A 25,449-nucleotide genomic window follows, 5' to 3' on the forward strand; every position below is an offset into this window, starting at 1 on the left:
AATATCTCTACCTAGAACTTCATCAAAAAAACATATTCCGAGAACAGTGCTATCACCCTTGACAAAAATGAGTTGTTATTGGAATCTCCACGACAAATTTCGTGCCCTCTCCGGGTACTGACATACACTGCAACTGACCACCATGTTTTTCCACAACAATTTGGTAGCTAATTGCCAAACCCAGCCCCATCCCTTTACCAACAGCTTTAGTTGTAAAGAAAGGATTAAATAATCGTTTCTTCACCTGTTCCGTCATCCCCAGACCATTGTCTGCAATGCTAATGGCAATCTGACTACCATTTACGACCTTAGTACAAATCTGAATCAAAGGCTCAAACGTCAAGTGCGAAGTTTGAACTTCAGACTTCATCTTCTCCTCCAAAGCATCGCAAGCATTAGTGAGCAGATTCATAAATACTTGATTAAGCTGACCCGCATAGCATTCTACATTCGGCAATTGACCATACTCTTTAATCACTTCAATTGCCGGACGGTCGGGTTTAGCTTTAGTGCGGTTTTGCAGAATCAGTAAGGTGCTATCTATCCCTTCATGAATATCAACTGCTTTCTTATCCGCCTCATCCAGTCGTGAGAAGTTCCGCAGTGATAAGACAATTTGACGAATTCTATCCGCCCCAATCTTCATAGATGACAGCATGTTGGGCAAATCTTCAACCAAATAATCTATATCAATTTCATACTTTAAATCTTGAATTTCCGAAACCGGATCAGGATAATGTTCAGTATATAACTCGATTAAGCTTAGTAGGTCTTTCGTATACTGATTAGCGTGAATAACATTACCATAAATAAAGTTAACAGGATTATTAATTTCGTGGGCAACACCAGCAACTAACTGACCAAGACTAGACATTTTTTCGCTCTGAATCAATTGCAGCTGAGTGTCTTGAAGTTCGTGCAGAGTTTGAGATAAACGCACATTTTTCTTATTTAACTCTTGCGTTCTTTCTTGCACTTTCTGTTCTAATGAGGCATACAGCAAAGCATTCTCCAGAGAAATAGCTGCCTGAGCAGAAAGTAATCTGAGAATTTCTAGACGTTCAGGAGTAAATGCCCCAACAGTTAAATTATTTTCCAGATAGAGAACAGCCACTAGCTGACCTTGACTAAAGATAGGGGTACATAAAATAGATTTCAAACGGTTGGAAACAACATAAGGGTCATTGGCAAACTTCCCCTCACAAGCTGCATTATTTAAAACCACATCAGAGCCAGTTCTCTGTACGTAATGAATCACGGTAGCAGGCAAGTTTTGATAGATGTTGAGCGGAATAGACTGCTGTAAAACTATCTCTTTTAACTCAACTGATAAGGAAGCTTCTATTAGAAGTTTTTCCTCTCTTAATAAAAGCAGCACGCCTTTTTCTGCACCAGCATTCTCGATTAATATCTTCATCAAAGAAGCCAGCAACTTATCCAACACAATTTCACCAGCTATAGCTTGCGAAGCTTTCATAACTGTCGCTAAGTCCAGCATTCCCGAACTACTGCTAGTAGAAGAACTACTACTAGAATTTAAAGTGTCTTTACTACCAGCTGCTGACATTCTGGCAAGCAAATGCGGATATTTTTTCTCTAAATCTTCTGCCTTCCGCTTGGCTCCACAACGTTGATAAGCGTAATAGGCTTCATTGAGGTGAACTTTGGCATACTTTTCTTTGTCTTGGCTCAACCAAAATTTTGCCGCTAGTTCATTAGCTAATGCTTCATTTTGAACAAATTCCTTTTCTTTCGTTGATTCAATAGTGTCGTGATATAAGTTAAAGGCTTCTAAAGTTTTACCAGTAACCCGAGCTATTTCTGCTTCAACTAACAGATACTTATGGAGAAAATTATCTGGACAGTTTTTTGTCCAAACTTTTAGTTGCTGTTGATTAGTCTCCAACTGCTGCCAATACTCTTTTTGTACCTCTTCTGAGGCTTCTGGGTAGAGTGCTAGTAAAATGAGTGAATAATAAAAATTATGTTTGGCAACTGATATATGACCCAGAATAGAATTAATCAGCTTTGATGCAGATACAGCAAAATGCAAAGCCTCCTGGGGATTTTCATATAGATAAAAAACTTGAGATTTTAAGATATAAAATTCGCAGATTGCTGCCAAACTTTTATGTTGCTGGCATTTTTCTAAATACTGGGCTTCACTAAAATCTTCTGAATCAAAGTCAAATTGATTTTTAGTCAATCCCAGCAAATTCATAGTTGTCAGTTTATATGCCAGGATGATATCAGTTGCCCATTGATTTCTTGTTTTTTGGCAAAACAGCAAAAAAGGCTGTATCTCTTCTAACATCTGCTCAAGATTGTGACACTGATAAAATCGAGAAATGGCTTTGTGAAGGCGACTGTATCCAGCCCATTGCAATTCCCCAGAATCTAAACCAACTTGATAAGCTTCGTTGTTAATTGAATGACTAAGTTTGATTGGTTTTACCCAGTTACTTAAGTAGTTAGCAAAAAGTACAAGCCCTGTACATTTTTGTTCTAAATTATTAAATTTATTGCTTAATTTTTTTGCTAATAAACCAAACTCATAACCTGATTGATAATCTCCTAAGATTTGACTAAGTATCATTCCATAACAAGAATAGCAGTAAACTGTTCCTGAAGTGTAACCATACCTGAGACAGAGATTAGTCGTTTTGATAGTAATTAATTGCCATAGTTCAAAATCAAAAAAGTAAGCCAATGGCCCGATATGGGATAACAATTTTACAGCGACTTTTTTCTCTGGAGATGTAATCTCTTTTACATCAATCAAAGAAGCAATTTCTTGATTAGCTAAATTTATTTTTGCCTCAGCAAGTTCAATAGCGATCGCGGCTTGCAAATTTTCTCTAGGTAAGTCTATCCCTAACAAAATTAGAGCTTTCCGTCCTGCCTGAATTGCCTCTTGATATTTCGCTAATAAGGTATACTGTACAATCAGCAAACTATAAATTTCAGCCTTCTCCAAGATGGATTTTGTATGAGGCAATATCTGTTCAATCAAAGCTTCGGATTGCTCAAAGTTACCATTTAAATATTCCGCCTCAGCTCGTCTCTTCTGTAGTGAGAAAGCCAGCTCGTAGTGCTGATTCCAGCTACTATTCGGTAAAATCTCCATACCAGCCGTTAAATATTGCAGGGCTGAAGCATAAGCCATTGCGTCTTTAGCTCTTTTCCCCGCTTCCAGGTTCAGCGCGGCGAGTTTAATTTTCTCTGGTTCATCCGTCAGTAATTCCTGTCCAATATTAAGATGATCGACTAGCTCAAAAATTCTTTCTAAATATTGTTCAGACGGTGTATTCCTTAGTAGTAACCGACCTATTTGAAGATGAATAGCTTTTCGTTCTTCTCCGTCACTTAAGGCATAAGCTGCTTGCTGTACGCGGTCGTGCAGGAATTTATAGTTGGAAATTATTAATTGAGAATCATTTAATTCATTTTCTGATAATTCCAAGTCAGAAGTGGAGGCAATTAACTCTTCAGTGAGAGCGGGGACAATATCTTTAAATGTTTCTGATATTGATTTTTTATAAACAATAGAGATATTAACCAAATTAAATTTGTTGCCAACACAGGCAGCTAAACGTAAAACTTCCTGTGTTGACTTAGGAAGCCTTTTTAGCTTTCCTATTACTAATTCCACGACATTGTCAGTGATGTCTGTTGCTTCAATTGTTACTATATCCCATTCCCAAATCAATTTTTCAAAATTGAATGTGAGCAACTTTTCCTGATGAAGAAATTTTAGAAATTCATTAATAAAAAATGGGTTTCCGATAGTTTTACGCAGTACAAGCGATGCCAAGGATACGACTGATTCCCTATCGCTATGCAAGGTATCTGCAATCAAATCAGTAATATGCTCAAGTTCTAAGGGTTCTAGAGTAATGTGGCTGATAAAGGCTCCAGCATTGCGTACCTCAGAAAGAGTCATCATCAAAGGATGAGTGGGGCTGATTTCATTACTTCGATAAGCTCCAATCAGAAGTAGATATTGCACATCCGAATTTGTCAGGATGAATTCCACAAGATTAAGTGTTGCGGAGTCAGCCCACTGCAAATCATCCAGGAAAATAACTAAGGGATGTGACGGCTGGCCAAATACTCGAACAAAGTTTTGAAAAACTAAGTTAAAGCGATTTTGTGACTCCGCTGGCCCTAGTTCTTGAACAATGGGCTGAGGCCCTACAATCAGTTCTAATTCCGGAATTACATCAGTAATAAGTTTTCCATTAGGGCCAAAGACTTGTTGAAGTTTTTCTTTCCACTGATTGAGCTGGGCTTCACTTTCGGTTAAAAGTTGTTGAACTAATTCTGAGAAGGCACTGGCTATAGCAGAATAGGGAATATTTTGCTGAAATTGATCGAATTTTCCAGAAATGAAATAAGCCTGTTGTTGGGTTATGGGTTTATAAATCTCTCGTACCAAGGATGACTTGCCTATACCCGAATAACCCGACACCAACATCATCACAGTGCTACCTTGACTAACCTGTTCAAAGGCGGCTAGGAGGGCATTAGTGTTGAGTTCTCGACCATATAGTTTTTGGGGTATTTGGAACTTGTTAGAAATATCTTGATGACCGATAGGAAAGTCTATAATTTGTCCATTTGTCTGTAGTTGAGTTAGACAATTTTCTAAATCCGCTTTAATTCCATAGGCGCTTTGATATCTATCTTCGGCAGTTTTTGCTAACAGTTTCATGACAATATCTGAAACAGCATGAGGAACCTGTTTATTAAGTTCATGAGGCGGAACTGGCTGTTTAGCAATGTGACAATGCAGTAACTCCATTGCATCTAATGATGTAAAGGGCAACTGCTGGGTTAGTAGTTCGTAGAAAGTAACACCGAGAGAGTAAAAGTCTGTTCGATAATCTAGCGAACGATTCATCCTACCTGTCTGTTCGGGCGATATATAGGTAAGGGTACCTTCTAAGACATTGGGATTTTTTAAGGTAGGATTTTCCCGCGTCAAGACGGTGGAGATGCCAAGGTCGATTAGTTTGAGTTGCCCCGTTTCGGGGTTAAATACAATATTGGATGGATTAATATCTTTGTGGATAATATTCTGTTGATGAAGTTGGCTCAAACTTTCAACAATCTTTAGAGCGAGTAGGAGAAACTCTAAAAGTGTTAACTCTCTACAAGCCATTAACTTCTTTAAAGATTCTCCCTCAAAGTCTTCCAGTATCATAACTAGAGTGTTTTGATATTTTTGCAGCTCATAGGCTCTCACAACGCTCTTTAGGTTCAAAGAACGGGTAATTTTATATTCCTGCTTATGTCTGTTAAGTTCTTCTGGTGTTAGATAGTCAACTCTTAAAACTTTGAGAATAACACTTTGCTCATCCTGTCTACGGATACCCCGATACACCAGAGACTTAGTACCTTCATAGATCAAATCGTGAATCTGGTAGCCAGGAAGCGTTATCATACCTGAAGTTTTCCTAGATTTATTGATAGTAGCCGTTATGTATCTTTGACAAAATCAGGCTTTTTTGAGCAGATGTTATTTATCGTGTTGCTGATAAATAGTTGCATAAGTCCTGAGAACTAAACTCACGTAATTCAATCATGACAAAGCCTCCCCCTATTCCCTTTTAAAATAAACGTTACTCACGGTCTTTTGATTCTTTAAAAAGGTGGGTGAGAGCAATATTGAAGGGGTGGCTCTGTAGAATGCGTAGGCTATACAGTGCACTTAGGAGCAAGCCAGAGATGAGCAGTAGTTTTTTATTTTGTCAAGGGAATATCATATACGTTTTGTTAAAAGAATTACATGGGAATTTTACGTAAGCGTCTGTTGCGCTGTAATCAAAGTTGTGTATTTTCCGCAAGTTAAATTTATTTAAGTAGAGCGATCGCATTAAACGTCAGATGGACATTGCCCAACTGACGCCTACTCCCTTCCTGACGGTGAGGTAGCGATCGCTTTCATAGAGAAGAGAGTCTAAGAGGGGTCTGTTGCCAGTTTCTTAGTGAAAGTTTTTAGCACCGATGCTGTTTTGCCGCCGTTTCAGTGCTTTTAGGCGACTAACAACCAAATTCAACAAGATCCTCATGCTTTGGGGATGAATTATTGCCCAGAGATTTAGACAAAGACAGGTACTCCCCAGCCACAGCAGGATGTAGGTGGGTGCCATCACCACCCCGATCGCCAGCCACGTGTATACATGAAATATCATCACTAACGCCGGGATACAGGCGATCGCCGCCGTCCGAGAAATCTGTCTTCGCGAACGATTCAGTCCGGCAAACGTCATTGTCAGCCCCGCTAGCAGCAAGTTGAGGGGGACGAGGAACGCACAGATGGCGATGCAGTACTGCCGGGAAAACTCAAAGAGAGAATTGGAGTCAAACATAGTGAATTAATTTTACATCTATTAACTGATGTCTGATTGTTTTAGAAATTAACCGTTGGGATGAATAGGACAGCAAATCTTTCTTATGGTTGAGGGAAAGCCGATTTACAAGCCTCCCAATAGGGAAGAGAAAAGTTCGGTAGTTTTGAGTAAGGCGATCGCAATTCGTCTTCAAATTTCTTAACAGTGAGGATTTTATGCCCATGCAACTCCAGGTTCCCAAAATAGCTTGTGCTAGCTGCGTAGAAACAGTCACCAAAGCCGTTCATTCTCTCGATCCTAATGCCCGTATAGATGTTGACATAAAAAACAAGATAGTCAACGTCGAAACGCAAAAGCCAGAAACTGCCGTGCGAGAAGCGATCGCCTCAGCCGGATATCCTGTGGTCTAAATAATATTAACGGCGGCGGGACTTGACTCTCCCTTTGACTGGAGACTTTATCCTGAGGGAAAGTAACCAAGAGCAAAAGCTAGTCATGGAAACCCTCACATTAAAACTGCGGGGTATGAGTTGTGCAGGTTGTGCTGCCAATATCGAGCAAGCCATTCAAGCCGCCCCTGGCGTGGTTGAGTGCAGCGTCAACTTTGGAGCCGAACAAGCAACAGTTCAGTACAATCCCCAAAAAACCAACTTAGAAGCCATTCAGCAAGCCGTTACGGATGCCGGGTACGGTGCTTCGCCGCTTCAGGAAATGGGGGCGGTGGAAGACGATACCGAGCAAGAGATTCGCAAAGCCCAAAAGCGAGACTTAATCCGCAAACTCATCGTGGGTGGTGCGATCAGTGTCGTGCTGCTGATTGGAGGGCTACCGATGATGACAGGAGTGCATATCCCCCTGATTCCCGGATGGCTGCACAATTTTTGGTTGCAACTCGTGTTGACGACACCCGTACAGTTTTGGTGCGGGTTGTCGTTTTATCGCGGTGCGTGGAAGGCATTTAAACGCCGCTCGGCTGATATGAATACCCTAATTGCCTTAGGGACGAGTGCGGCGTATTTTTATTCTCTATTTGCCACGATTTTCCCCGGATTTTTTATCGCGCAAGGGTTAGAGCCAGCCGTCTATTACGAAACTGCCGCCATTGTGATTACCTTAATCCTCTTGGGGCGATTTTTTGAAAATCGGGCGCGAGGGCAAACCTCAGCAGCGATTCGCGAACTCATGGGCTTGCAAGCGAAGACAGCACGGGTAATTCGCCAAGGGGAGGAAGTCGATATCCCCATTGAGGAAGTGCAGGTTGGCGATGTCATCTTAGTGCGTCCGGGGGAAAAAATCCCGGTGGATGGGGAAGTGGTGGATGGCACTTCGACGGTTGATGAAGCGATGGTGACGGGCGAAAGTTTGCCTGTGAAAAAGCAACCGGGTGATGAAGTAATTGGCGCAACAATTAATAAGTCAGGTAGCTTCAAGTTCCAAGCCTCGCGGATTGGGAAGGATACGGTACTGGCGCAAATCGTGCGGTTAGTGCAGCAGGCGCAAGGCTCAAAAGCCCCCATTCAGCGCTTGGCGGATCGGGTGACGGGGTTGTTTGTCCCTGTCGTCATGGCGATCGCGATCGCTACTTTCGTGATCTGGTTCAATTTGATGGGCAATCTCACCCTAGCAATGATTACAACAGTGGGAGTGCTAATTATTGCCTGTCCCTGTGCTTTGGGTTTAGCCACCCCAACTTCGGTAATGGTAGGTACGGGTAAAGGGGCGGAAAACGGCATTTTAATTCAAGGGGCGGAAAGCTTGGAAACTGCCCACGAAATTCAATCTCTTGTTCTCGATAAAACCGGAACGCTCACAGAAGGTAAGCCTGTAGTAACGAATTACATCACCGTTCGCGGAACTGCCCACCACAACGAAATTAAGCTATTGCGGCTTGCTGCTGCTGTTGAACGCAATTCCGAGCATCCCTTAGCAGCGGCAATTGTTGAATACGCAAAATCTCAAGGGGCGGAACAACCTTTACCCGATGTCAGCAACTTTGAAGCGGTTCCTGGGAAAGGAGTTCAGGGAACAGTTAACGATCGCTTAGTACAAATCGGCACGTCTAGATGGATGGCGGAGTTGGGAATTGAGGCGCGATCGCTCTTAGATTCTCTCGAACAATGGGCAGCCTCTAGCAAAAGCACGGCTTTAATTGCGGTGGATGGGCAAGTTGAAGCGGCTGTTGGCATTGCCGATACCCTGAAATCCTCTTCAGCCAGTGCCGTAAAAGCGCTACGCAAGATGGGTTTAGAGGTGGTGATGCTTACGGGCGATAATCGCCAAACCGCAGAAGCGATCGCCCGCGAAGTTGGCATTCAGCGGGTTTTTGCCGAAGTTCGTCCCGATCAAAAGGCAGAAAAAATCAAGCAACTGCAACAAGAAGGCAAAATTGTGGCGATGGTAGGGGATGGAATCAACGATGCTCCCGCCCTTGCTCAGGCAAATATCGGGATAGCGATCGGTACGGGAACAGATGTGGCGATCGCCGCCAGCGATATTACCTTAATTTCTGGCGACTTAACCGGAATCGTGACGGCAATTCAGCTTTCTCGCGCGACGATTCGCAATATTCGCCAAAATCTCTTTTTTGCCTTTATCTACAACACCTTAGGAATTCCCATTGCTGCCGGAATTCTCTATCCCTTTACAGGCTGGTTGCTGAACCCGATTATTGCCGGGGCGGCGATGGCGTTTAGTTCTGTCTCCGTCGTAACTAATGCCTTGCGCTTGCGGAATTTTCAACCCAAAAGTAATGAATAAAACAGGATTATTTAAGCCTCACCTGTGATCGCATCCCATGTTGCCTACGATACGATTTTCGCGAACTATTGTGATTAAAGTGCTCTAAGCAAACAGCTTGCGGCAGGAGAAGCTATGGTTCAAACAGGCGAGCCTATCGACTTAGGTATTGTGTCTCAATGCGACGTAATGAATTGCACTTACAACGAAGGGCAGAGGTGCATAGCAGGCGCAATTGACGTTACCTTTTTAGATGATCTGGCCCAGTGTTACACCTACACAACAGAAGAGCCATCGTCTTCAGTGCAGGTTGCCAGAGGAGCGGGCGATGTGTCCCAGTGCGACGTAATTGACTGCACCTATAACGAAGGGCAGAGGTGCATAGCAGATTCAATCACCGTTAACCTTCTGGATAGTGTTGCACAGTGCGCCACTTACACTACTACCTCAAGTGGTGCTACTGGGTAGGTAGCTCCGTTGCATTTAGGCGATCGCTGCCCTAATTGACTGACAAAAATTTAGAGATATTGAGTGCGTCCGGCTAAATTTGCAACTACTGCAACTAATTCGGCAGGTTCAACGGGTTTGGCAATATGGCACTGGAAGCCTGCTAAAAGAGCAGTCCTACGATCCTCCGTTCTGGCATAGGCTGTCAGGGCTATAGCGGGAATTTTTCCGCCGTTTTCTGGCTTTAGCGCTCTCACTCTACGCAGCAGCGTATAACCATCTTCATCCGGCATCCCAATATCGCTGATTAACACATCTATTGCTGTAGAAGAGCGAGTCAGTGCTGCGATCGCTTCATCTGCCGAAGCCGCCGCTAGGACTTCAGTCCCACAGGCTTCTAGTATGTAGGTAATTAGCTCGCGGACATCCGCCTCATCATCCACGACAAGTATCCTTAATCCATCTAGCCGAGGTGAGTAGTCAAACGGAACGCTACCTCCCACTGTTGGATGTACCCATTCTGGTTCAATAGCCTTCGGGCTAACTGCCATCAGCGGTAAATTTACAGTAAACATCGCTCCTTGTCCTTCACCTGGACTCTCCACATGCACTGTTCCGCCATGTAGCTCAACTAGCTGACGCACAATCGCTAACCCTAGCCCCAACCCACCAAAGGTTCGGGTGATGGAATTATCGGCTTGGCGAAAGCGATCGAAGACGTAGGGAAGGAACTCCGCGCTAATGCCTTGCCCTGTATCCGTCACAATAATCTCAACATGAGAATTAATTCGTTTCAGCCCCACCTGAACGCGCCCGCCTTTTGGCGTGAACTTAATTGCATTGCTGAGGAGATTCCAGGCGATCTGCTGTAACCGCTCAAAGTCTCCTAAAATCGGCCCTGCTGCTGGATCGAGGACTGATTGCAGTCGAATGTTTTTCGCCTCAGCGGCAGGTCGCACGGTATCCATTGCGGCTTCAATGACTGATATTAGCTCAACTGCTTGAACATGCAAACGAATCTTGCCCGTAATGATGCGTGAAACATTGAGGAGATCCTCAACTAGCTGCGCCTGAGACCTAGCATTGCGCTCGATTGTTTCTAAGGCACGAATTGTCGTTGCTTCGTTCGATTTGCGGGTGCGAAGGATTTGAGACCAGCCGAGGATAGAATTGAGGGGAGTCCGCAACTCGTGGGAAAGGGTGGAGAGAAATTCATCCTTCAATCGATTCAGCTTCTCAGCCTCCGCTCGTGCCAACTGCTCCCGCACCAACAGTTGCGCCCGTTCTGCTTCTACTCGTTGACGCTCCCGGATTTCTTTTGCCAATTCATCTATTTTTTTGTTCAGGAGGACGAATCTGCTGCTAGCGGAGTCCATGTTTTTTAAACGCAAGAAAATCAGTGAAGGAGATTCCGGCGATCGCGGTTGCAGCACTGCCCCTTCGCAGCGATACAAGCAAGGTTGTCCCTCAGTATTACGAAACGTTAACGAGCTAAGCACCATTTCCCGGCTTCTGGAGCAAGCACCTAGATATTGTTTAACTTTCTCAGGAGGATTTGTTACCAACTCAACAAGCATTTTTCCCTCCAGCTCCTGACGGCGTAGCCCCAGTGTCTTAGTAACTGGTGGATTGGCAGCTAGAATCTGTCCGTCTCCAGTAATCAGGAGCGAGGGTTCCGGTAATACTTTGGCGAGTTCAAGAAACTGTTCGGGCGTCAACCCTCATCCTCTCCCTTAAAGTATTCTCTTCCTTGACTTTCTTCTGCCTCTGGAGTGGGTTTTAAGTAAACAACCACTCTGCATCCAGCATCGCCCATGGCAATCGTCTCTTGCAGTTCCACCTTGGCATACCCTAGGTTATCGGCGGCTATCGAACCAAAGACATTTGAGGTCATCATACACATGGCAGGGCGATCGATGACTTTGTCGGCAAACGGACAAGCACGATTCCCCAAAACAATCTTTTCATCTGTTTGCTCAATGATAAAAAAGTCGCCCTGAATTCGCCGCTTTAAGTCTACTAAGACATCGGCTACTTGCTCCCGCGTCAGATTAGAAACCTTGAGAGCCGATTTGTAGTCTCGGTCTATCTGCCTACCCATGTTTTGACCAACTACGCTAATAAACCCTGAGGCTTCCTCTGTACCAACTACATCTTGAAGGGTGCCAGCCAATTCTCGAATTAAGGTGCGTAAAAATACATCGCGTTCTAAAGGGATGCTGCGATCGCTTATCGAATCAGTTTTAGAAGAACTATTCATCGTGATTTCTCGTGAAGAAATTGCTCAGGTAGATCGCTGAGTTGCAACAAGCCTATATTGTAACTTTTGCCACCCTAGCCGTCTAAGTAACCTCAATCTTAGATAAAGAACTTTGTTTGAAGAACGGCTCTTCCAAAATCTTCACTAATGTCACCATCTGAAGAATTGTCTTCTGCAAAATAGGCGCTTAACAATTTTTCTAATCTATTCAATCAACAGACGCAAAAATATCAGTAACCGCTTCTTTGAAGTGGAAATAAAGAAAAAAGAGCGACGCGATCGCTGCCCTCTTTTAGAAGTCCCGCTCATTGAGGATGACTTATAGTTGCTTATTTCCTTGGTGGGACTCCATCGCACCCTGCGGCTAAACGTCCCCCAGTCAGAAATCGACATCGGCGTTCCAGCGTACTCCAACCCCGATGACAACAAGCTATGGAATGTGCTGCTGATGCCCTTTCAAAAACAGCGCGATTACTGGTGCCGACTTGATGGAACGATAGTGGAAAGAAACCCGGCAGTTGTAGGAGAAGACCCAACCTATTTTATGGATTGCGAAACCTTGCAGTCTGAAGGGACAGATTGTGAGGAGCGGCAATATCTGGTGGCTCAGAAGCTGGATGGAGGTTAATTTCTTCACCCTGTTTTTCTTGACTCTCCACTACAGTGGAGACTTCATAATAGAAAGGTGGAGCATTAAGGAAAGAGCCTTTGAGCCATGCTAACTAAAACAAAGATTTACGGACGCCTCGTAGGATTGGGGCTTTTGCTCTCAATTGCCTCCGGTACTCCTGCTACAGCTAGACCAATTGAAACTGGGGTGGAGACAACTGGCGAATTTCAACCCATTGAGCAACCGTTGCCATTGAAACTTGCTGTAACCTTCGGTGGCTTGGCATTGATCGGTGCAGAGTTGTGGTGGTTTCTCTTTAGCAAAAGTTCTGCAAAGCAAGCTGAGGCGGGTGAAGGAGTGCAGGAAATAGCGATCGCGGTCGATGGCGGTTACGATCCAGACCGCGTTGTTGTGCAAGCGGGGCAACCCGTGCGGTTGAATTTTGTGCGAAAAGATCCCAGTAGCTGCTTGGAGCAAGTATTACTACCAGATTTCCACATTGCAGCCGATCTGGATTTGAATCAGGTGACACCTGTAGAATTTACGCCAGAAACGCCAGGACAGTATCAATTTACCTGTGGCATGAATATGTTCCGGGGTGTCGTCGAAGTTCAAGAATCAGCGTCTAATTCTCAAAGAAATACCCATGCGTAGAACCATCAAAAAATCCTCATTGATTTACGCGATCGCTGCTTTGCTAGCTGGGGGAACGGTTGCAACAGTGGCAATCCACTCCCTCAGCAAAATGAATCATCAAGGCATGATGCACGACGCGACACATTCCAACCCTGCCACTGACCCCATGCAGGGCATTCAATGCCAAACCATGACTCTCATGCAGGGCATCAGATGGACAACGCCGCCACTCCTCACAAGACAGAAACCGCACAAGCAAAACTGACGCTTCCTCAAACAATTGCCCCGAATCAATCAGTTCCCCTGGTTATTGATGTTCAAGGCTCAAACGGGAAGGCGATCGCGAATTTCGATACCTTTCAAGAACAGCTCATGCACTTAATCGTAGTGAGCGACGACCTGCAACATTTCAGCCATCTTCATCCCGAATTCAAAGGCAACGGACGCTTTGAAATTAATGCCGATTTTCCTCAACCTGGAAATTACAACCTGTTCGCTGACTACAAACCTGCGGGACAAAAGGAACAAGTTTCGCTGCTAAAAGCAACAGTTCCAGGAAAACTTTCAACTCCCTTTCCTACCGATTTAAATCGCACCAAAACCTTTAGCGATACAAAAGCCACACTTAGCCTTTCTAACCCGACAATCAAAGCAGGTGAAGAAGTGACCTTGCAATTCAACTTGCAAGATGCGAAAACTAATCAACCGCTGACAAACTTGCAGCCTTACTTAGGAGAAAAAGGGCATCTCGTCATCCTTCGCCAATCCTCACCAATCATCCAAGAAAACTACATTCACGCCCATGCCCTAGGCAAGAGTCGCGTTGGAGAAGTAAGTTTTCATACCAGCTTTCCTCAGCCTGGAAAATATAAACTTTGGGGACAATTCAACCGTGGGGGCAAAATTGTAACCACAGATTTTTGGGTAGAGGTGAAGTGAGTTATGAGTTGTACCACTTCTCTATAATATTGCGCTTCATAATCGCCCCTCCCCGTGAGCGGGGAGAAGGGGTTAGGGGACGAGTGCCTGCTTCCCGTAGGGTGGGAGAGCGCCAAAAGCCTGATACAGAAGGCATTTCTACCTTAAGTTGACATCCATGTGGCTTCCCGTGCCCCTACTTTAGGACTTGCTACAACTATGGCGACTGCATCGGAAGCGGCTTCCAGTCGGTGTAGTCAGCCAAGTGTCCCCAATAGGCTCGAAATCCCGTGATTGCCCAAATTAAGGCAGCAATAACCAAGACAGCGACACCAATTAAGCGAAAAGCGCGATTGGTTTTCCAATACAGTGCGGGGGCAGCACAAACGCCAGCTAAACCAGAGAGGATAAAACCAATACCTGAGATTAGAGGCTGTCGTGTTAGCCCTAGATTGATGATTCGTAACCCAATTACAATTGCTGCTGTCCCTGCAAAGAAGGCATAAATGGCGACAGTGATTAAATCCCAACCCAATGCTAGAGATACAGATGCACCGAGGAATAAGGTGCCAAACAACACGGAAGTCTCGCCGAAAGCAATATTGAAGCTGCCTGTTATGGGCCAGGTAAAGATCATATGTAAGCCTGTTACAAACGCGATCGCGCCAGTCATGCCAAAACCGGGAATCCAACGTTTTTGGTAAGAGTCATCTAACCCTTTATAGACAAATAAAGCTAATAGAACTAGCCCCGCTACCATATTAATCAACATCAATGTGATGTAGTTAATCATAAAGAATTAAGCCATCCAAAAAGCGACTGATATAAAGATAGGATTTATTGGCAATATAATTGATTTAATAAGAAATTTTTAACTTTATTTAGATATCGAATCTCTTGATAAATGACGACTAATCGCAAGCTTTTATTCACACAGCATCAATTTGGCGATCGCTCACCATCCCTGCACGGCTCTCATCGCACCAGGAAAGCTTACTGTCTGAGGTAAAGGAGACAATCATGCTAGGAGCGATCGCGGGCGACATTATCGGTTCAGTTTACGAGGGAAACAACATCAAAACCAAAGAGTTTCCCCTATTCCACCCTAAATGTCGCTTCACTGATGACACCGTGCTGACAGTTGCGGTTGCCGATACCCTTCTCAATGCTGACCAATACATTGAGCAGTTCAAGCGGTACTACCGTCGCTATCCCTATTTTCGATAGTGAAAACGACCTCCGCGATCGCTGCACTTCTATTTCTCCCGTCAAATTTTGTCATGTAGAAAGATTAGACTCCAGAACAGCGTCAACCTTAGGGAATCATCCAACTACTCTCTACTCCCTGAGGAGTCCACACAAAACTTGCTCGATAATTGCCTTCGGGGTGAAGATGCAGAAAGTCAATTTCGTCAATTAGGGTACGCACAACGGCGAAATTCTCCCGCCCCGAAGCAACCTGTGCCAATTCAGAAAGTCGGACGGACTCTACTTGCTCTGAAAGCCCAGATCGCGGTTGATCAACTTTTGTATTTGGCGCAGTCGGCTTGACGTAAATCTTGAGACTTTTTGGATGACTGCTTTGCCAAACTTCATTGGCTAACTCGTCATCAAAGTGAAGATCCGCTTCCCCCATCAAGCGCAACTGCTGCTTGCTATTAGAGTCCCAGAAATGCCACGTTACCCGGTTTTGGTGCTGGATTTCTTTAATCTTTTGTGCCCGACAGTCTGAATGAAAGAGTAGCGATCGCGCTTTGGCATCAACTCGGCGCAGTACCACCGTGCGTAAAGATGCACCCCGACTACTGACCGTTCCAAAAGTAGGAGTATTGTAAGGATGACCAGGTTCCCTTCCCCCTTGCTCTACTTCAGACCAGATATGAGCCAGCAATTGATTCAGTTGTGAGAAACGTTCCATTAAAGTCAAAGATCCCAAGTGAACAGTAAGAAAACTCACCTACAGCTTCTTATTGTTGCTGACGCTTTAGGTTCTAATCAAGCCCGAAAAAACCGCCTCCTACTGTTGGGAGACGGTTTGGTTAAACTCATCGAGCAGAGCCAAGATTAGAAACGGTAGCAAAAGGTCAAAAAACTTTTTTACCCTCCAAAATCAGGCTTTCTTACTCGTACTTGTCTCTTTCGTTGTCTTCTTCCGAGTTGTCTTTTTGGCTGTAGTTGTCTTACTCTTAGTGGAACTTGTTGACTTACTAGAGCGAGTAGATTTCTTTGTAGAAGCCTTTGCTGCTAACAATTCCAGCGACTTCTCCAAAGTTATCTCCTCTACAGATTCCTCTTCAGGGATAGAAGCATTAGTTTTACCATGCTTCACGTAGGGGCCATAGGGCCCATCGTAGATATTCACGGGTTCGCCATCTTCCGGATGAGCGCCCAGTTCTCGTAGCGGTGCCTTTGACTTCCGTGTACTGCCGCCCCGTCCCTTCTTCGGTTCCGCCAGCAGCTCTAATCCACGGTCTAGCTCAATTGTCAATACATTATCACTAGCTTTCAGGGAGCGATAGTCTTTCCCTTCCTTACCCTGGTCATGTACCACATAAGGGCCAAAGCGTCCCAAGCTGGCTTTGATTTTACAGCCTGTTTCTGGATGAACCCCTAAGGTACGAGGAAGTGACAGCAGACCGAGTGCCATGTCTAGGGTGACATCTTCGATGTTGACGCCTTTGGGAAGGGAGACGCGCTTGGGTTTTTTATTCTCTTCGGTAGCTTCGCCTAACTGCACGTAGGGGCCGTAAGTGCCAACCAACAGATAAATGGGTTCGCTTGTTTCTGGATGTAGACCGACTTTTTCTGGCCCTTCGGTTTTCTGCCGCAGCAGTGTCTCGACCCGCTCAGGATCAAGGTCAGCAGGGGTCAGATCTTTAGGAATCGAGGCAGAGATGCGCCCATCGTCACTTTCCGTTTCAATGTAAGGGCCATACCGACCGATACGAACTTTCGCCGCTAAGTTTTCCAGATCGACAGTGCGGGCTTCGGTGGGATCAATTTGGCTTTCGCGCTCTTTGACTTGGTTTTCCAGTCCCTTTTCTGACAGATAAAACTTTTGCAGGTAAGGGAGCCAATCGGCTTCTCCAGTAGAGATCTCATCGAGGGTTTGTTCCATCCGCGCCGTGAAGCTGTTATCGACTAAATCAGGAAAGTGTTTTTCTAGGAGACTGGTGACAGCAAAGGCGGTGAAGGTGGGAATTAGGGCGTTTTTCTGCATCTGAGCGTAGCCCCGGTCAATGATCGTACCGATGATGCTGGCGTAGGTACTAGGACGCCCAATGCCTTCGCTTTCTAAGGTTTTCACCAAGGAAGCTTCGGTGTAACGGGCGGGGGGTTGGGTTTCGTGAGCGATCGCGTCTAATTCTTTGCAGTTGGGATGGTCGCCTTTGTGCAACGGCGGCAAAATCACTTCTTGATCTTCGAGAGCCGCGTCGGGATCATCAGACCCTTCGACATACGCCCGGAGAAAGCCTGGGAAGTCGATGCGCTTACCTGTAGAACGAAACCCGGCATCTTCGACCTGTATCTCGACGGTCATGTGGGTTTGGCGCGAATCTGCCATTTGACAGGCAACGGTGCGCTTCCAGATTAAGTCATACAGGGCAAGGTCTCGACCGCTTAAGCCCGTTTGCTGGGGGGTGCGGAAGCTGCTACCAGCCGGACGAATCGCTTCGTGGGCTTCTTGAGCGCCTTTGCTTTTTGTGGTGTACTGACGGACTTGTGGGCTGAGATAGGGCTTACCATACATTTGCTCAACACAGCTACGAGCCGCCGCGATCGCTTGTTTTGACAAATGCACCGAATCTGTCCGCATGTAGGTGATATACCCCTGCTCGTACAGGCTTTGAGCCGTTCGCATCGTCTCCCGTGCTGACAGCCGCAGTTTCCGGTTCGCTTCCTGTTGCAGGGTGGACGTTGTAAACGGAGCGGCGGGTTTCCGGGTAACCGGGCGTTCGTCTAACTCCGTCACCGTCCAGGATTTATCCCTCAACCGCTTTTGCAGTTCTCTGGCTTCGGCTTCGCTGAGCAGCCGCACGTTCCGTCCGGCAATAATTTGCCCCGTATTGGGGTCAAAATCGCTGCCGATGGCAATTTTTGTGCCCGCCAGCGTCACCAATCGCGACTCAAAAGAGGCTTTGTCTTTCTCCAGCCTAGCTTTCAAGTCCCAGTAACTACCTTGGCGGAATGCCCGACGCTGACGCTCTCGACTGACCAACAGCCGCACAGCGACAGACTGCACCCGTCCGGCGGATAAGCCGTAGGCGATTTTCTTCCACAGCAGGGGCGAAAGGGTGTAACCCACCAAACGGTCTAAAATCCGGCGCGTTTCCTGAGCATGGACTAACTGTTCGTCAATATTTCGGCAGTTGTTCAACGCCTCACGGATAGCTTCTTTGGTGATTTCATGAAACACCATCCGCTTGGTGGGCACTTTCGGCTTGAGGAGTTGCAATAGATGCCAACTGATGCTTTCCCCTTCTCGGTCTTCGTCAGTGGCCAGAATCAGCTCACTTGCGTCTTTGAGGGCATCTTTAAGCTGTTTGACAACTTTCTTTTTGTCTTTGGGAACAACGTATAGCGGATCAAAATCGGCGTGGACATTTACCCCAAGTTGCGCCCAGCTTTCCCCTTTCACCGCTTCAGGAATTTCATCAGCACTAGGGGGAAGGTCACGTACATGACCCATAGATGCCTCAACCCGATAGTCAGCAGGCAGGTAGTTCCGAATTGTACGTGCTTTAGTAGGAGATTCAACAATGACAAGAGTTGGCATGGAAACTTAAGAATGATAGTAGCTCGGCTAAATACTTGAATTTAAAGTAAGGATAAGAGAGGTTAAACTCAAAAGCCTGAAATCAAACTGGGTAGGAGCAATCGGCAGATTAACACATTGTTGACTGCTGCTTCCTTAATGCTCAATGTAGCTCGATATCTACTTATAGCTGATCTGATATCGATACACCTGACATCAGCCTAAGGATATGCAAAAATATAGCTAAGCCTTGATGCCTTGACATCAAGGCAAGCCTTTGGAGCAAAACCCATGCAACCGATTCGACAAGGCGATGTAATTTTACTACCTGTACAGCAAATAGAGGGACAAAAGCTATCTCATCTGATCCTCGCAGAAGGTGAGGTGACAGGGCATGCACACCGCATCAGTCAGGGAAAAGCCGAGTTGTATGAACGAGAGGGTACCCTCTATCTCCGGGTCTTGTCTGATACTGCCACCTTAACTCATGAGGAGCATCAGGCAATTACAATTCCCCAAGGTAACTGGGCGAGCAAGATTCAACGGGAATACGAACCTCAAGGATGGCGGAACGTGGCAGACTGAACAGCGTCTAAAAGTCTGAACCAATAGCCATAAGCGTAATACTTGCCGTTCTGGGAACAGAGGCTAACAGGAACTAATAATCTGTAAACAAAATTTTGACGATTTACAGAGACGTTTTCATATTAGTGCTTGGTGTATGGACTCTCCACGTTAGTGTAGTGTCGATACATCAAGCTTACTGTTGGTAAAGGAGCACCTAGATGTTAAATTCAGGTGAGTTTGTCCCATATTTGTCAGAAACTGGCAGCGGAGTAGGATAAACGAGTAAGTGTGAACATTTATTTCACTGTCACTCTGAAACTATTCTTGTTCAAAAGACGAGGAGTAGCCATGTATGTCCCAGAGGAAAAATGAAGTGCTGACTTCCGAGCAAGAGGCTCTGCTTCTGGAAACTCGGGAAAAATGGAGAGGTATTGCCCTTGATCCCCAGCCAATCGACCGCCCTTCAGCTACAAGTGCAATTAAATCTGCCTACGCTGCCATTAATAAGCCAGCACCGTACATTCTTTTTTTCGCAAGTCCCGATCAAGCTTTAACTAATATTTTTACTGAAAGTAATATTCCGGTCGAGAAGCCACTAGGGTATCAGCTATGGCTTCAATTAGGGCAGCAATTATGGACGCAATTAGCCAGCCAATTATCTAGTCAGCTAAAAAGTCAGTTGGTAAGCCAACTAGAAAGTCAGTTGTCAAGCCAGCTTTGCCTGCAATTCCAACGGCATCTAGAAAACCAGTTAAATCAGCAATTTGTAGAGCGACTCACTGAAGCAAGACTGGGAAACCAGCGCTGGCAGCAAGTAGTAAATTTGATTTTTCAAAGGCAGTCAGGACGCGAACTCAATTGTCAAATTGAGCAGCTAAAAAGCTTGTTGGCTGCAGGCATTCAAAGCGAGTTGTGGGCTTGTACGAGTAGTTGGTTTGACTTTGGTATTTCTGTTTTAGGTTTAGAGCATGACTCTAGCCAATGGGAAACTTTTCAGTCATTAACGCGCTACTGTGGCTGGATTTTTCCCTTGGAAGAGGTGGCGATTGTCTGCGATCGCCCCACAAAGCTTTCCTTTGACGAGCAAAAACGCCTCCATGCTGAAGGCGAACCCGCGATTGAGTTTGCCGATGGCTATAGTCTCTATGCTTATCAAGGAGTGACCTTACCAGAAAAGTATGGGAAACTCTCCCCGCACCAGTGGCAAGTTCAGTGGCTTTTACAAGAAAAAAATCCCGGACTGCGGCAAGCGCTGATTCAGGGCATTGGCTACACGCGACTGTGCCAGGAGTTGCCAGTAAAAGAATTAGATTCCTGGGAAGAATATACGCTTTTGAAAATCAAGCAATCTGTTGATGTTGAGCTAGTTCACTTGTTAAAGATGGTTTGTCCTAGTACTGAAGATATTCACGTTGTACGAGTGCCACCGGACATCAACTCAGCAAGAGAGGCAATAAAGTGGGTAAATTGGGGAACTGATTCAGAGGAGTTCTCAACTCAAACCTAGGTTTTGAGTCGGAAGTGGTAGTACTGTGCCTGTAAGGAGTCTGGAGTGTTGAGGTGGTGAGTTCTCAGCAGTAGAGACAAGTAAAAGTATTTAGCCGCGATCGGGAGCGTCTGTCGGTGAAGGCGTGCAAATCTGAGAAGAACTCCCCTGCGGACGAAGCGCCTTAGAACTATCGATAGGGAAGATGAACGCGGTACAATCCCTTGTAAAGGAATTTTAAGGTTAAACCTCACCTCGTCGTTAGACAGCAGTCGTATTGAATCTGCCAAAGTAAGCTTATGAGTTTTGCGGAACTTGCAGCCCAGTTAAATGCTGGGACAATCTTACCAGAAGGGATTGTGATCTTTACTCTCCTCCTGGTTTTAGTGATTGATTTGATTTCAGGACGACGTTCGGCGTCGATTCTTCCCTATGTGGCGATCGCTGGTATTTTGGGTGCCGAAGTGGCACTGGTTTATCAGTGGGATGTCGCTAACCCCATCTCTTTTTTTGGTGGCTTTAATAGCGATGCCTTGAGCGTAGTGTTTCGCGGCATTATTGCCCTCTCTGCGGCGGTGACGATTTTGATGTCCATCCGCTATGTGCAGCAATCAGGCACGTCGTTAGCCGAGTTTATCAGCATTTTGCTTACCGCTACGGTGGGGGGCATGTTCCTCTCCGGAGCTGGTGAACTCGTGACGATTTATCTCTCCCTGGAAACCCTCAGTATCGCCTCTTACTTGATGACAGGCTATACAAAGCGTGACCCCCGTTCCAATGAGGCAGCATTGAAATACCTGCTGATTGGGGCGTCGAGTTCCGCCGTATTTCTCTATGGCATGTCTTTGCTTTATGGCTTATCGGGAGGAGAGACAAGACTCACAGCGATCGCGACTGGGATTGCGACGGCAAATATCGGTCAGCCCCTAGCTTTAGTGGTGGCGTTGGTATTTGCGATCGCTGGAATTGCCTTCAAAATCTCTGCTGTTCCCTTCCACCAGTGGACACCGGACGTTTATGAAGGTTCACCAACTCCGGTTGTGGCTTTCCTCTCCGTTGGTTCTAAAGCGGCGGGCTTTGCTCTAGCTATCCGGTTACTCGTTACGGCTTTCCCCTTGGTAAGCCAGGAGTGGCATTTTGTCTTCACTGCCCTTGCCGTCCTCAGTATGGTCTTGGGTAACGTGGTTGCCCTCACCCAAACCAGTATGAAGCGTCTACTGGCTTACTCCTCCATCGCTCAAGCTGGTTTTGTGATGATCGGTTTGGTAGCGGGTACTGATGCCGGGTACGCCAGTATGGTGTTCTACCTAATGGTCTACCTGTTCATGAACCTGGGCGGCTTTACCTGCGTGATTTTGTTCTCTCTGCGTACTGGAACCGACCAAATCAGCGAATACGCTGGTCTTTATCAAAAAGACCCTCTGTTAACCCTGGGTTTGAGCATTTGCTTGCTTTCCTTAGGTGGAATTCCGCCACTGGCTGGTTTCTTCGGCAAAATCTATCTCTTCTGGGCAGGTTGGCAAGCTGGGACTTATGGCTTGGTCTTGCTGGGACTGCTGACGACGGTGATTTCGATTTACTACTACATCCGTGTCGTCAGAATGATGGTAGTAAAAGAACCCCAAGAGATGTCGGATTCGGTGAAGAATTACCCAGAAATTCGCTGGAATTTGCCGGGGATGCGTCCCTTGCAGGTGGGGTTAATTGTGTCGGTGATTGCCACTTCTTTGGCAGGGATTTTGTCAAATCCTTTATTCACCCTGGCAAATGACTCTGTCACCCGCACTCCCATGCTACAAAAGCCTGTAGTAAGTGCCCAATTGCCGGAAAGGAGCGCTCAGGTATCAATACTAGGCAATTTTTTGAGAAAGAATTGAACTTGTAATGCGTGACTCGGCTTGCTAATGGCAAGAGCGCCAAGAAAGACAATTTAAGCGGTAGGGTGGGCAATGCCTCGCCCTACGTTTTTATTTTTAGAAGGGTCGCGATCGCTTTTCTCCCTCGGATGCCTTCAATGCAATAAGTAGGACGAAGTCAATAATTTAGAAATTACGTCAAACTCACTCCCCAAAAAATTACATTGCCAAAGGTTTAATTTCTTTTTGCCTACTTATTTATGAGTCAATTTAAAGAGTTTCAGCCCCTAGCGGCGATCGCCACTACTCCCGCTGCGGCCCAAAAATTACAGCCTCTACTTCAATCAGCCGGGGTAATGCTTTGGGTGCCGGAGTCCTTGAGTCATATCGAAGGAACCCAAATCTACAGCGGTTCCCTCAAAGAACACTTAGCAAAGATCTGGCATCAGTACCAGGGATTTATTTTTGGCTTGGCAACGGGGGCAGTGGTGCGGTTGATTGCGCCATTGTTGCAGCACAAGTCCCTTGATCCCGCTGTCGTCGTGGTAGATGATTCGGGTCAGTTTGCGATCAGCTTGTGTAGCGGGCATCAGGGAGGGGCGGATCGATTAGCCCAAGCGATCGCTCTACAACTGGGGGCAACACCTGTATTAACTGGGGCTGCAACTAATTTAGGCTTACCTGGTGTCGATATACTGGGAGTGCCCTTCGGCTGGCGGCGAGGCGGGGGTGATTGGACAGCCGTGAGTGCGGCGGTAGCAAGAGGGGAAGCCGTTCAAGTTATTCAAGAAGCAGGTTCCACCCTCTGGCAAGACCATTTGCCGGAAGGACATACTTTTTGTTTTGAGCAATCAGCCGTCCCTGCAAACGCCAAAATCTGGATCAGCCACAAAACCCCACCCCTCTCAACTGCCTCTGAACTCCCGGTCGTTCATTGGCATCCACGGGTATTATGGGTAGGAATTGGTTGCGAACGCGGGGTATCAAAGCAGCTAATTGCCACAGCAATTGAGCAGGTTTTTCGGGCAAACGATCTGGCAGAGGACGCGATCGCCGGAATTGCAACTATCGACATCAAAGCCGATGAGGTGGGAATCCTGGAACTTTGCCAGGAGCGGAATTTGCCCTTGCGAACTTTTTCGGCGCAAGTGCTGCGGGGGATGGATGTCCCAACGCCCTCAGCCGTTGTCGATCAAGAGGTAGGAACTCCTAGCGTAGCTGAGGCAGCCGCTTTAGTTGCAGCGAATCATGCCCCCCTACTGGTGACAAAACAAATCATCCGGGCTGACTCTCCCTCGGCTAAAGGTGGGGCAGTGACGGTAGCGATCGCCCAATCCCAACAGGAATATACTGGACGCACTGGGCAACTGTTGCTGATCGGTACAGGGCCAGGACGATTAGATCAGATGACGCCCGCCGCACAGACGGCTGTATCATCGGCAGATGTACTCATTGGCTACTCCCTCTACATCGACTTGATTAAGCTCCTGCTACGTCCTGGGCAGATTATCGAAGCCTTACCGATTACCCAGGAACGCCAACGGGCAGAACGAGCGATTGAGTTAGCAAATTGGGGCTTGACTGTGGCGGTTGTCTCTTCTGGAGACTGCGGCATTTATGGCATGGCGGGGTTGGTACTAGAAGAACTTCGCGCCCAAGGTTGGGATGGAAAAACTCCTGATGTGCAAGTGTTTCCAGGCATCTCAGCCTTGCAATCTGCGGCTTCCCGCGTCGGTGCGCCCTTAATGCATGACTTCTGTGCGATTAGCTTGAGTGACTTGTTGACGCCTTGGGAAGTGATCGAAAAGCGGTTAACAGCAGCCGCCCAGGCAGATTTTGTGACCGCTTTATATAATCCGCGATCGCGGACTCGAACCGAACAAATTGTCACCGCCAGAGAGATCTTCTTGAAACACCGCCACCCCGATACCCCCGTTGCGGTTGTGCGTTCAGCTTACCGAGAGGACGAGGAAGTTACCCTCACAACCTTAGATGAATTGCTCAACACGCCGATTGATATGCTTACCACCGTGCTAATTGGGAATCAAAGCACTCGCAATTATGCCCAATGGATGATCGCTCCTCGAGGCTACTTGGGTTTTGATACCGAAATTCGTTGATTTATCTTGATCTTGCCGCTCCACCGAATAGAAACTCTAACCCACTTGCCACAACCGTTAGCACAATTGAACCGAGCAAAGCAGGCAAAAAACCAGCTACGGTAAATCCAGGGGTTATGGCACCCGCGAGCCAAATGGCGATCGCATTAATCACAAACAGAAACAAACCCAAGGTGACAATGGTAAGCGGCAGTGTCAACACTACCAAAATCGGCTTGACAACGGCATTGATTAATCCCAACACCACCGCTGCCACGATGGCGGCAAAAAGTGATTGAATAGCAAACCCCGGTACTATATAACCTGTAATTATTAGTGCCACAGCCGTCAGTAGCCAAGTCAATAAGAAAGAAGGCATAACTTTTATTAAACAACTTCAACCAAGATTTTACCTACATTGCTGCCAAATTTCTTAAAATTATCGTTCTGCTTAATCTTACAAAAAAGAATAATCTAGAATTGGTGGTTAAACTTTTCATGAGAAACTAGACAAGTGGATTCGATATTTAATTTCTAATTAAACTTAAGTAGGACAAAGTAAATATTATTGGTTCGTAGTCAGGGCTAAATTTTTCAAAATTCGACCCTATCTCTTACTACAAACCCGTTTAAAAAGTTCTACACTGCTTTAGGTAATTGGATTTATTAGACCTCTTGCAAAAATGTACCAGACCCCTCCCCAACCCTCTCACAGGTGTAGG

Annotated in this window: 20 protein-coding genes and 1 pseudogene; 12 read left to right on the plus strand and 9 right to left on the minus strand. The window is 46.1% G+C overall.

Features of this window, described 5'->3' with window-relative positions; genetic code table 11:
* Positions 1-52 precede the first annotated feature (52 nt).
* Both AC5JR3_RS10460 and AC5JR3_RS10465 read right to left on the minus strand, forming a co-directional pair.
* Positions 53-5,446, minus strand: coding sequence for a trifunctional serine/threonine-protein kinase/ATP-binding protein/sensor histidine kinase (locus tag AC5JR3_RS10460; RefSeq protein ID WP_495845614.1), 5,394 nt, complete (start codon positions 5,444-5,446; stop codon positions 53-55).
* A 541-nt stretch (positions 5,447-5,987) separates the two neighbouring features.
* A complete protein-coding gene (locus tag AC5JR3_RS10465; protein ID WP_495845616.1) occupies positions 5,988-6,374 on the minus strand; it encodes a hypothetical protein in 387 nt (128 codons plus the stop codon).
* A 197-nt stretch (positions 6,375-6,571) separates the two neighbouring features.
* On the opposite strand from AC5JR3_RS10465, the gene AC5JR3_RS10470 reads away from it, so the two are divergent.
* From AC5JR3_RS10470 to AC5JR3_RS10480, 3 genes are all read left to right on the plus strand, one after another.
* Positions 6,572-6,766 (plus strand): heavy-metal-associated domain-containing protein, encoded by a 195-nt coding sequence (locus AC5JR3_RS10470; RefSeq protein WP_495845618.1) that lies wholly within the window; start codon positions 6,572-6,574, stop codon positions 6,764-6,766.
* An 85-nt stretch (positions 6,767-6,851) separates the two neighbouring features.
* Positions 6,852-9,113, plus strand: coding sequence for a heavy metal translocating P-type ATPase (locus AC5JR3_RS10475; protein WP_495845620.1), 2,262 nt, complete (start codon positions 6,852-6,854; stop codon positions 9,111-9,113).
* Between the two features lie 168 nt (positions 9,114-9,281).
* Entirely contained in the window at positions 9,282-9,560 is a 279-nt protein-coding gene (locus tag AC5JR3_RS10480; protein ID WP_495845621.1) for a DUF1540 domain-containing protein, read from the plus strand.
* Positions 9,561-9,610: 50 nt separating this feature from the next.
* Here AC5JR3_RS10480 and AC5JR3_RS10485 read toward each other — a convergent pair whose 3' ends face one another.
* Both AC5JR3_RS10485 and AC5JR3_RS10490 read right to left on the minus strand, forming a co-directional pair.
* Positions 9,611-11,257: an ATP-binding protein gene (locus AC5JR3_RS10485; protein ID WP_495845623.1), complete on the minus strand. Its 1,647-nt coding sequence runs from the start codon at positions 11,255-11,257 to the stop codon at positions 9,611-9,613.
* Positions 11,254-11,799, minus strand: coding sequence for a methanogen output domain 1-containing protein (locus AC5JR3_RS10490; RefSeq protein WP_495845625.1), 546 nt, complete (start codon positions 11,797-11,799; stop codon positions 11,254-11,256). The genes AC5JR3_RS10485 and AC5JR3_RS10490 overlap by 4 nt, the downstream gene beginning before the upstream one ends.
* 325 nt (positions 11,800-12,124) lie before the next feature.
* Here AC5JR3_RS10490 and AC5JR3_RS10495 point away from each other — a divergent pair, with 325 nt between their 5' ends.
* From AC5JR3_RS10495 to AC5JR3_RS10510, 4 genes are all read left to right on the plus strand, one after another.
* Positions 12,125-12,427 carry a hypothetical protein gene (locus AC5JR3_RS10495; RefSeq protein WP_495845627.1) on the plus strand — a complete coding sequence of 101 codons (303 nt, stop codon included), beginning with the start codon at positions 12,125-12,127 and terminating at the stop codon, positions 12,425-12,427.
* Between the two features lie 87 nt (positions 12,428-12,514).
* Complete coding sequence (locus tag AC5JR3_RS10500) at positions 12,515-13,063, plus strand: cupredoxin domain-containing protein (RefSeq protein WP_495845629.1); 549 nt, start codon at positions 12,515-12,517, stop codon at positions 13,061-13,063.
* A complete protein-coding gene (locus AC5JR3_RS10505; protein ID WP_495845631.1) occupies positions 13,056-13,310 on the plus strand; it encodes a hypothetical protein in 255 nt (84 codons plus the stop codon). The genes AC5JR3_RS10500 and AC5JR3_RS10505 overlap by 8 nt, the downstream gene beginning before the upstream one ends.
* Positions 13,259-13,984: a DUF8832 domain-containing protein gene (locus tag AC5JR3_RS10510; protein ID WP_495845633.1), complete on the plus strand. Its 726-nt coding sequence runs from the start codon at positions 13,259-13,261 to the stop codon at positions 13,982-13,984. Before AC5JR3_RS10505 ends, AC5JR3_RS10510 begins: the two co-directional genes overlap by 52 nt.
* 1 nt (position 13,985) lies before the next feature.
* Here the strand turns inward: AC5JR3_RS10510 and AC5JR3_RS10515 are convergent, their stop codons facing one another.
* Together AC5JR3_RS10515 and AC5JR3_RS10520 are read right to left on the minus strand one after the other, a co-directional pair.
* Positions 13,986-14,120, minus strand: a complete 135-nt coding sequence (locus AC5JR3_RS10515) for a hypothetical protein (protein WP_495845635.1) — start codon at positions 14,118-14,120, stop codon at positions 13,986-13,988.
* 60 nt (positions 14,121-14,180) lie between these two features.
* Positions 14,181-14,756 (minus strand): DUF981 family protein, encoded by a 576-nt coding sequence (locus AC5JR3_RS10520; protein ID WP_495845637.1) that lies wholly within the window; start codon positions 14,754-14,756, stop codon positions 14,181-14,183.
* Positions 14,757-14,983: 227 nt separating this feature from the next.
* Here AC5JR3_RS10520 and AC5JR3_RS10525 point away from each other — a divergent pair.
* A pseudogene (locus AC5JR3_RS10525) lies at positions 14,984-15,178 on the plus strand (ADP-ribosylglycohydrolase family protein); the annotation flags it as partial.
* Between the two features lie 100 nt (positions 15,179-15,278).
* On the opposite strand, the gene AC5JR3_RS10530 reads toward AC5JR3_RS10525, so the two are convergent.
* Positions 15,279-15,881 carry a PNPOx family protein gene (locus AC5JR3_RS10530; protein ID WP_495845639.1) on the minus strand — a complete coding sequence of 201 codons (603 nt, stop codon included), beginning with the start codon at positions 15,879-15,881 and terminating at the stop codon, positions 15,279-15,281.
* 192 nt (positions 15,882-16,073) lie between these two features.
* Positions 16,074-18,740, minus strand: coding sequence for a type I DNA topoisomerase (gene topA, locus AC5JR3_RS10535; RefSeq protein ID WP_495845641.1), 2,667 nt, complete (start codon positions 18,738-18,740; stop codon positions 16,074-16,076).
* A 270-nt stretch (positions 18,741-19,010) separates the two neighbouring features.
* On the opposite strand from topA, the gene AC5JR3_RS10540 reads away from it, so the two are divergent.
* From AC5JR3_RS10540 to cobJ, 4 genes are all read left to right on the plus strand, one after another.
* Positions 19,011-19,304, plus strand: a complete 294-nt coding sequence (locus AC5JR3_RS10540; RefSeq protein WP_495845643.1) for a DUF8820 family protein — start codon at positions 19,011-19,013, stop codon at positions 19,302-19,304.
* A gap of 334 nt (positions 19,305-19,638) precedes the next feature.
* Positions 19,639-20,793 (plus strand): DUF6745 domain-containing protein, encoded by a 1,155-nt coding sequence (locus tag AC5JR3_RS10545; protein ID WP_495845645.1) that lies wholly within the window; start codon positions 19,639-19,641, stop codon positions 20,791-20,793.
* Between the two features lie 278 nt (positions 20,794-21,071).
* Entirely contained in the window at positions 21,072-22,649 is a 1,578-nt protein-coding gene (locus tag AC5JR3_RS10550; protein WP_495845648.1) for an NAD(P)H-quinone oxidoreductase subunit N, read from the plus strand.
* A 239-nt stretch (positions 22,650-22,888) separates the two neighbouring features.
* Complete coding sequence (gene cobJ / locus AC5JR3_RS10555) at positions 22,889-24,748, plus strand: precorrin-3B C(17)-methyltransferase (protein ID WP_495845650.1); 1,860 nt, start codon at positions 22,889-22,891, stop codon at positions 24,746-24,748.
* Position 24,749: 1 nt separating this feature from the next.
* Here cobJ and AC5JR3_RS10560 read toward each other — a convergent pair whose 3' ends face one another.
* The gene (locus tag AC5JR3_RS10560) at positions 24,750-25,106 is read right to left on the minus strand and encodes a phage holin family protein (RefSeq protein ID WP_495845652.1); all 357 of its coding nucleotides are present in this window, start codon (positions 25,104-25,106) and stop codon (positions 24,750-24,752) included.
* Positions 25,107-25,449 lie beyond the last annotated feature (343 nt).

The sequence above is a fragment of the Kastovskya adunca genome, assembly GCF_059505785.1.

Coding starts and splice junctions, on each gene's coding strand:
- AC5JR3_RS10460 (WP_495845614.1), bottom strand. CDS start 5,446: ATGATAACGCTTCCTGGCTACCAGATTCACGATTTGATCTATGAAGGT.
- AC5JR3_RS10465 (WP_495845616.1), bottom strand. CDS start 6,374: ATGTTTGACTCCAATTCTCTCTTTGAGTTTTCCCGGCAGTACTGCATC.
- AC5JR3_RS10470 (WP_495845618.1), top strand. CDS start 6,572: ATGCCCATGCAACTCCAGGTTCCCAAAATAGCTTGTGCTAGCTGCGTA.
- AC5JR3_RS10475 (WP_495845620.1), top strand. CDS start 6,852: ATGGAAACCCTCACATTAAAACTGCGGGGTATGAGTTGTGCAGGTTGT.
- AC5JR3_RS10480 (WP_495845621.1), top strand. CDS start 9,282: ATGAATTGCACTTACAACGAAGGGCAGAGGTGCATAGCAGGCGCAATT.
- AC5JR3_RS10490 (WP_495845625.1), bottom strand. CDS start 11,799: ATGAATAGTTCTTCTAAAACTGATTCGATAAGCGATCGCAGCATCCCT.
- AC5JR3_RS10500 (WP_495845629.1), top strand. CDS start 12,515: ATGCTAACTAAAACAAAGATTTACGGACGCCTCGTAGGATTGGGGCTT.
- AC5JR3_RS10505 (WP_495845631.1), top strand. CDS start 13,056: ATGCGTAGAACCATCAAAAAATCCTCATTGATTTACGCGATCGCTGCT.
- AC5JR3_RS10510 (WP_495845633.1), top strand. CDS start 13,259: ATGGACAACGCCGCCACTCCTCACAAGACAGAAACCGCACAAGCAAAA.
- AC5JR3_RS10515 (WP_495845635.1), bottom strand. CDS start 14,120: ATGCCTTCTGTATCAGGCTTTTGGCGCTCTCCCACCCTACGGGAAGCA.
- AC5JR3_RS10520 (WP_495845637.1), bottom strand. CDS start 14,756: ATGATTAACTACATCACATTGATGTTGATTAATATGGTAGCGGGGCTA.
- AC5JR3_RS10530 (WP_495845639.1), bottom strand. CDS start 15,881: ATGGAACGTTTCTCACAACTGAATCAATTGCTGGCTCATATCTGGTCT.
- topA (WP_495845641.1), bottom strand. CDS start 18,740: ATGCCAACTCTTGTCATTGTTGAATCTCCTACTAAAGCACGTACAATT.
- AC5JR3_RS10540 (WP_495845643.1), top strand. CDS start 19,011: ATGCAACCGATTCGACAAGGCGATGTAATTTTACTACCTGTACAGCAA.
- AC5JR3_RS10545 (WP_495845645.1), top strand. CDS start 19,639: ATGTCCCAGAGGAAAAATGAAGTGCTGACTTCCGAGCAAGAGGCTCTG.
- AC5JR3_RS10550 (WP_495845648.1), top strand. CDS start 21,072: ATGAGTTTTGCGGAACTTGCAGCCCAGTTAAATGCTGGGACAATCTTA.
- cobJ (WP_495845650.1), top strand. CDS start 22,889: ATGAGTCAATTTAAAGAGTTTCAGCCCCTAGCGGCGATCGCCACTACT.
- AC5JR3_RS10560 (WP_495845652.1), bottom strand. CDS start 25,106: ATGCCTTCTTTCTTATTGACTTGGCTACTGACGGCTGTGGCACTAATA.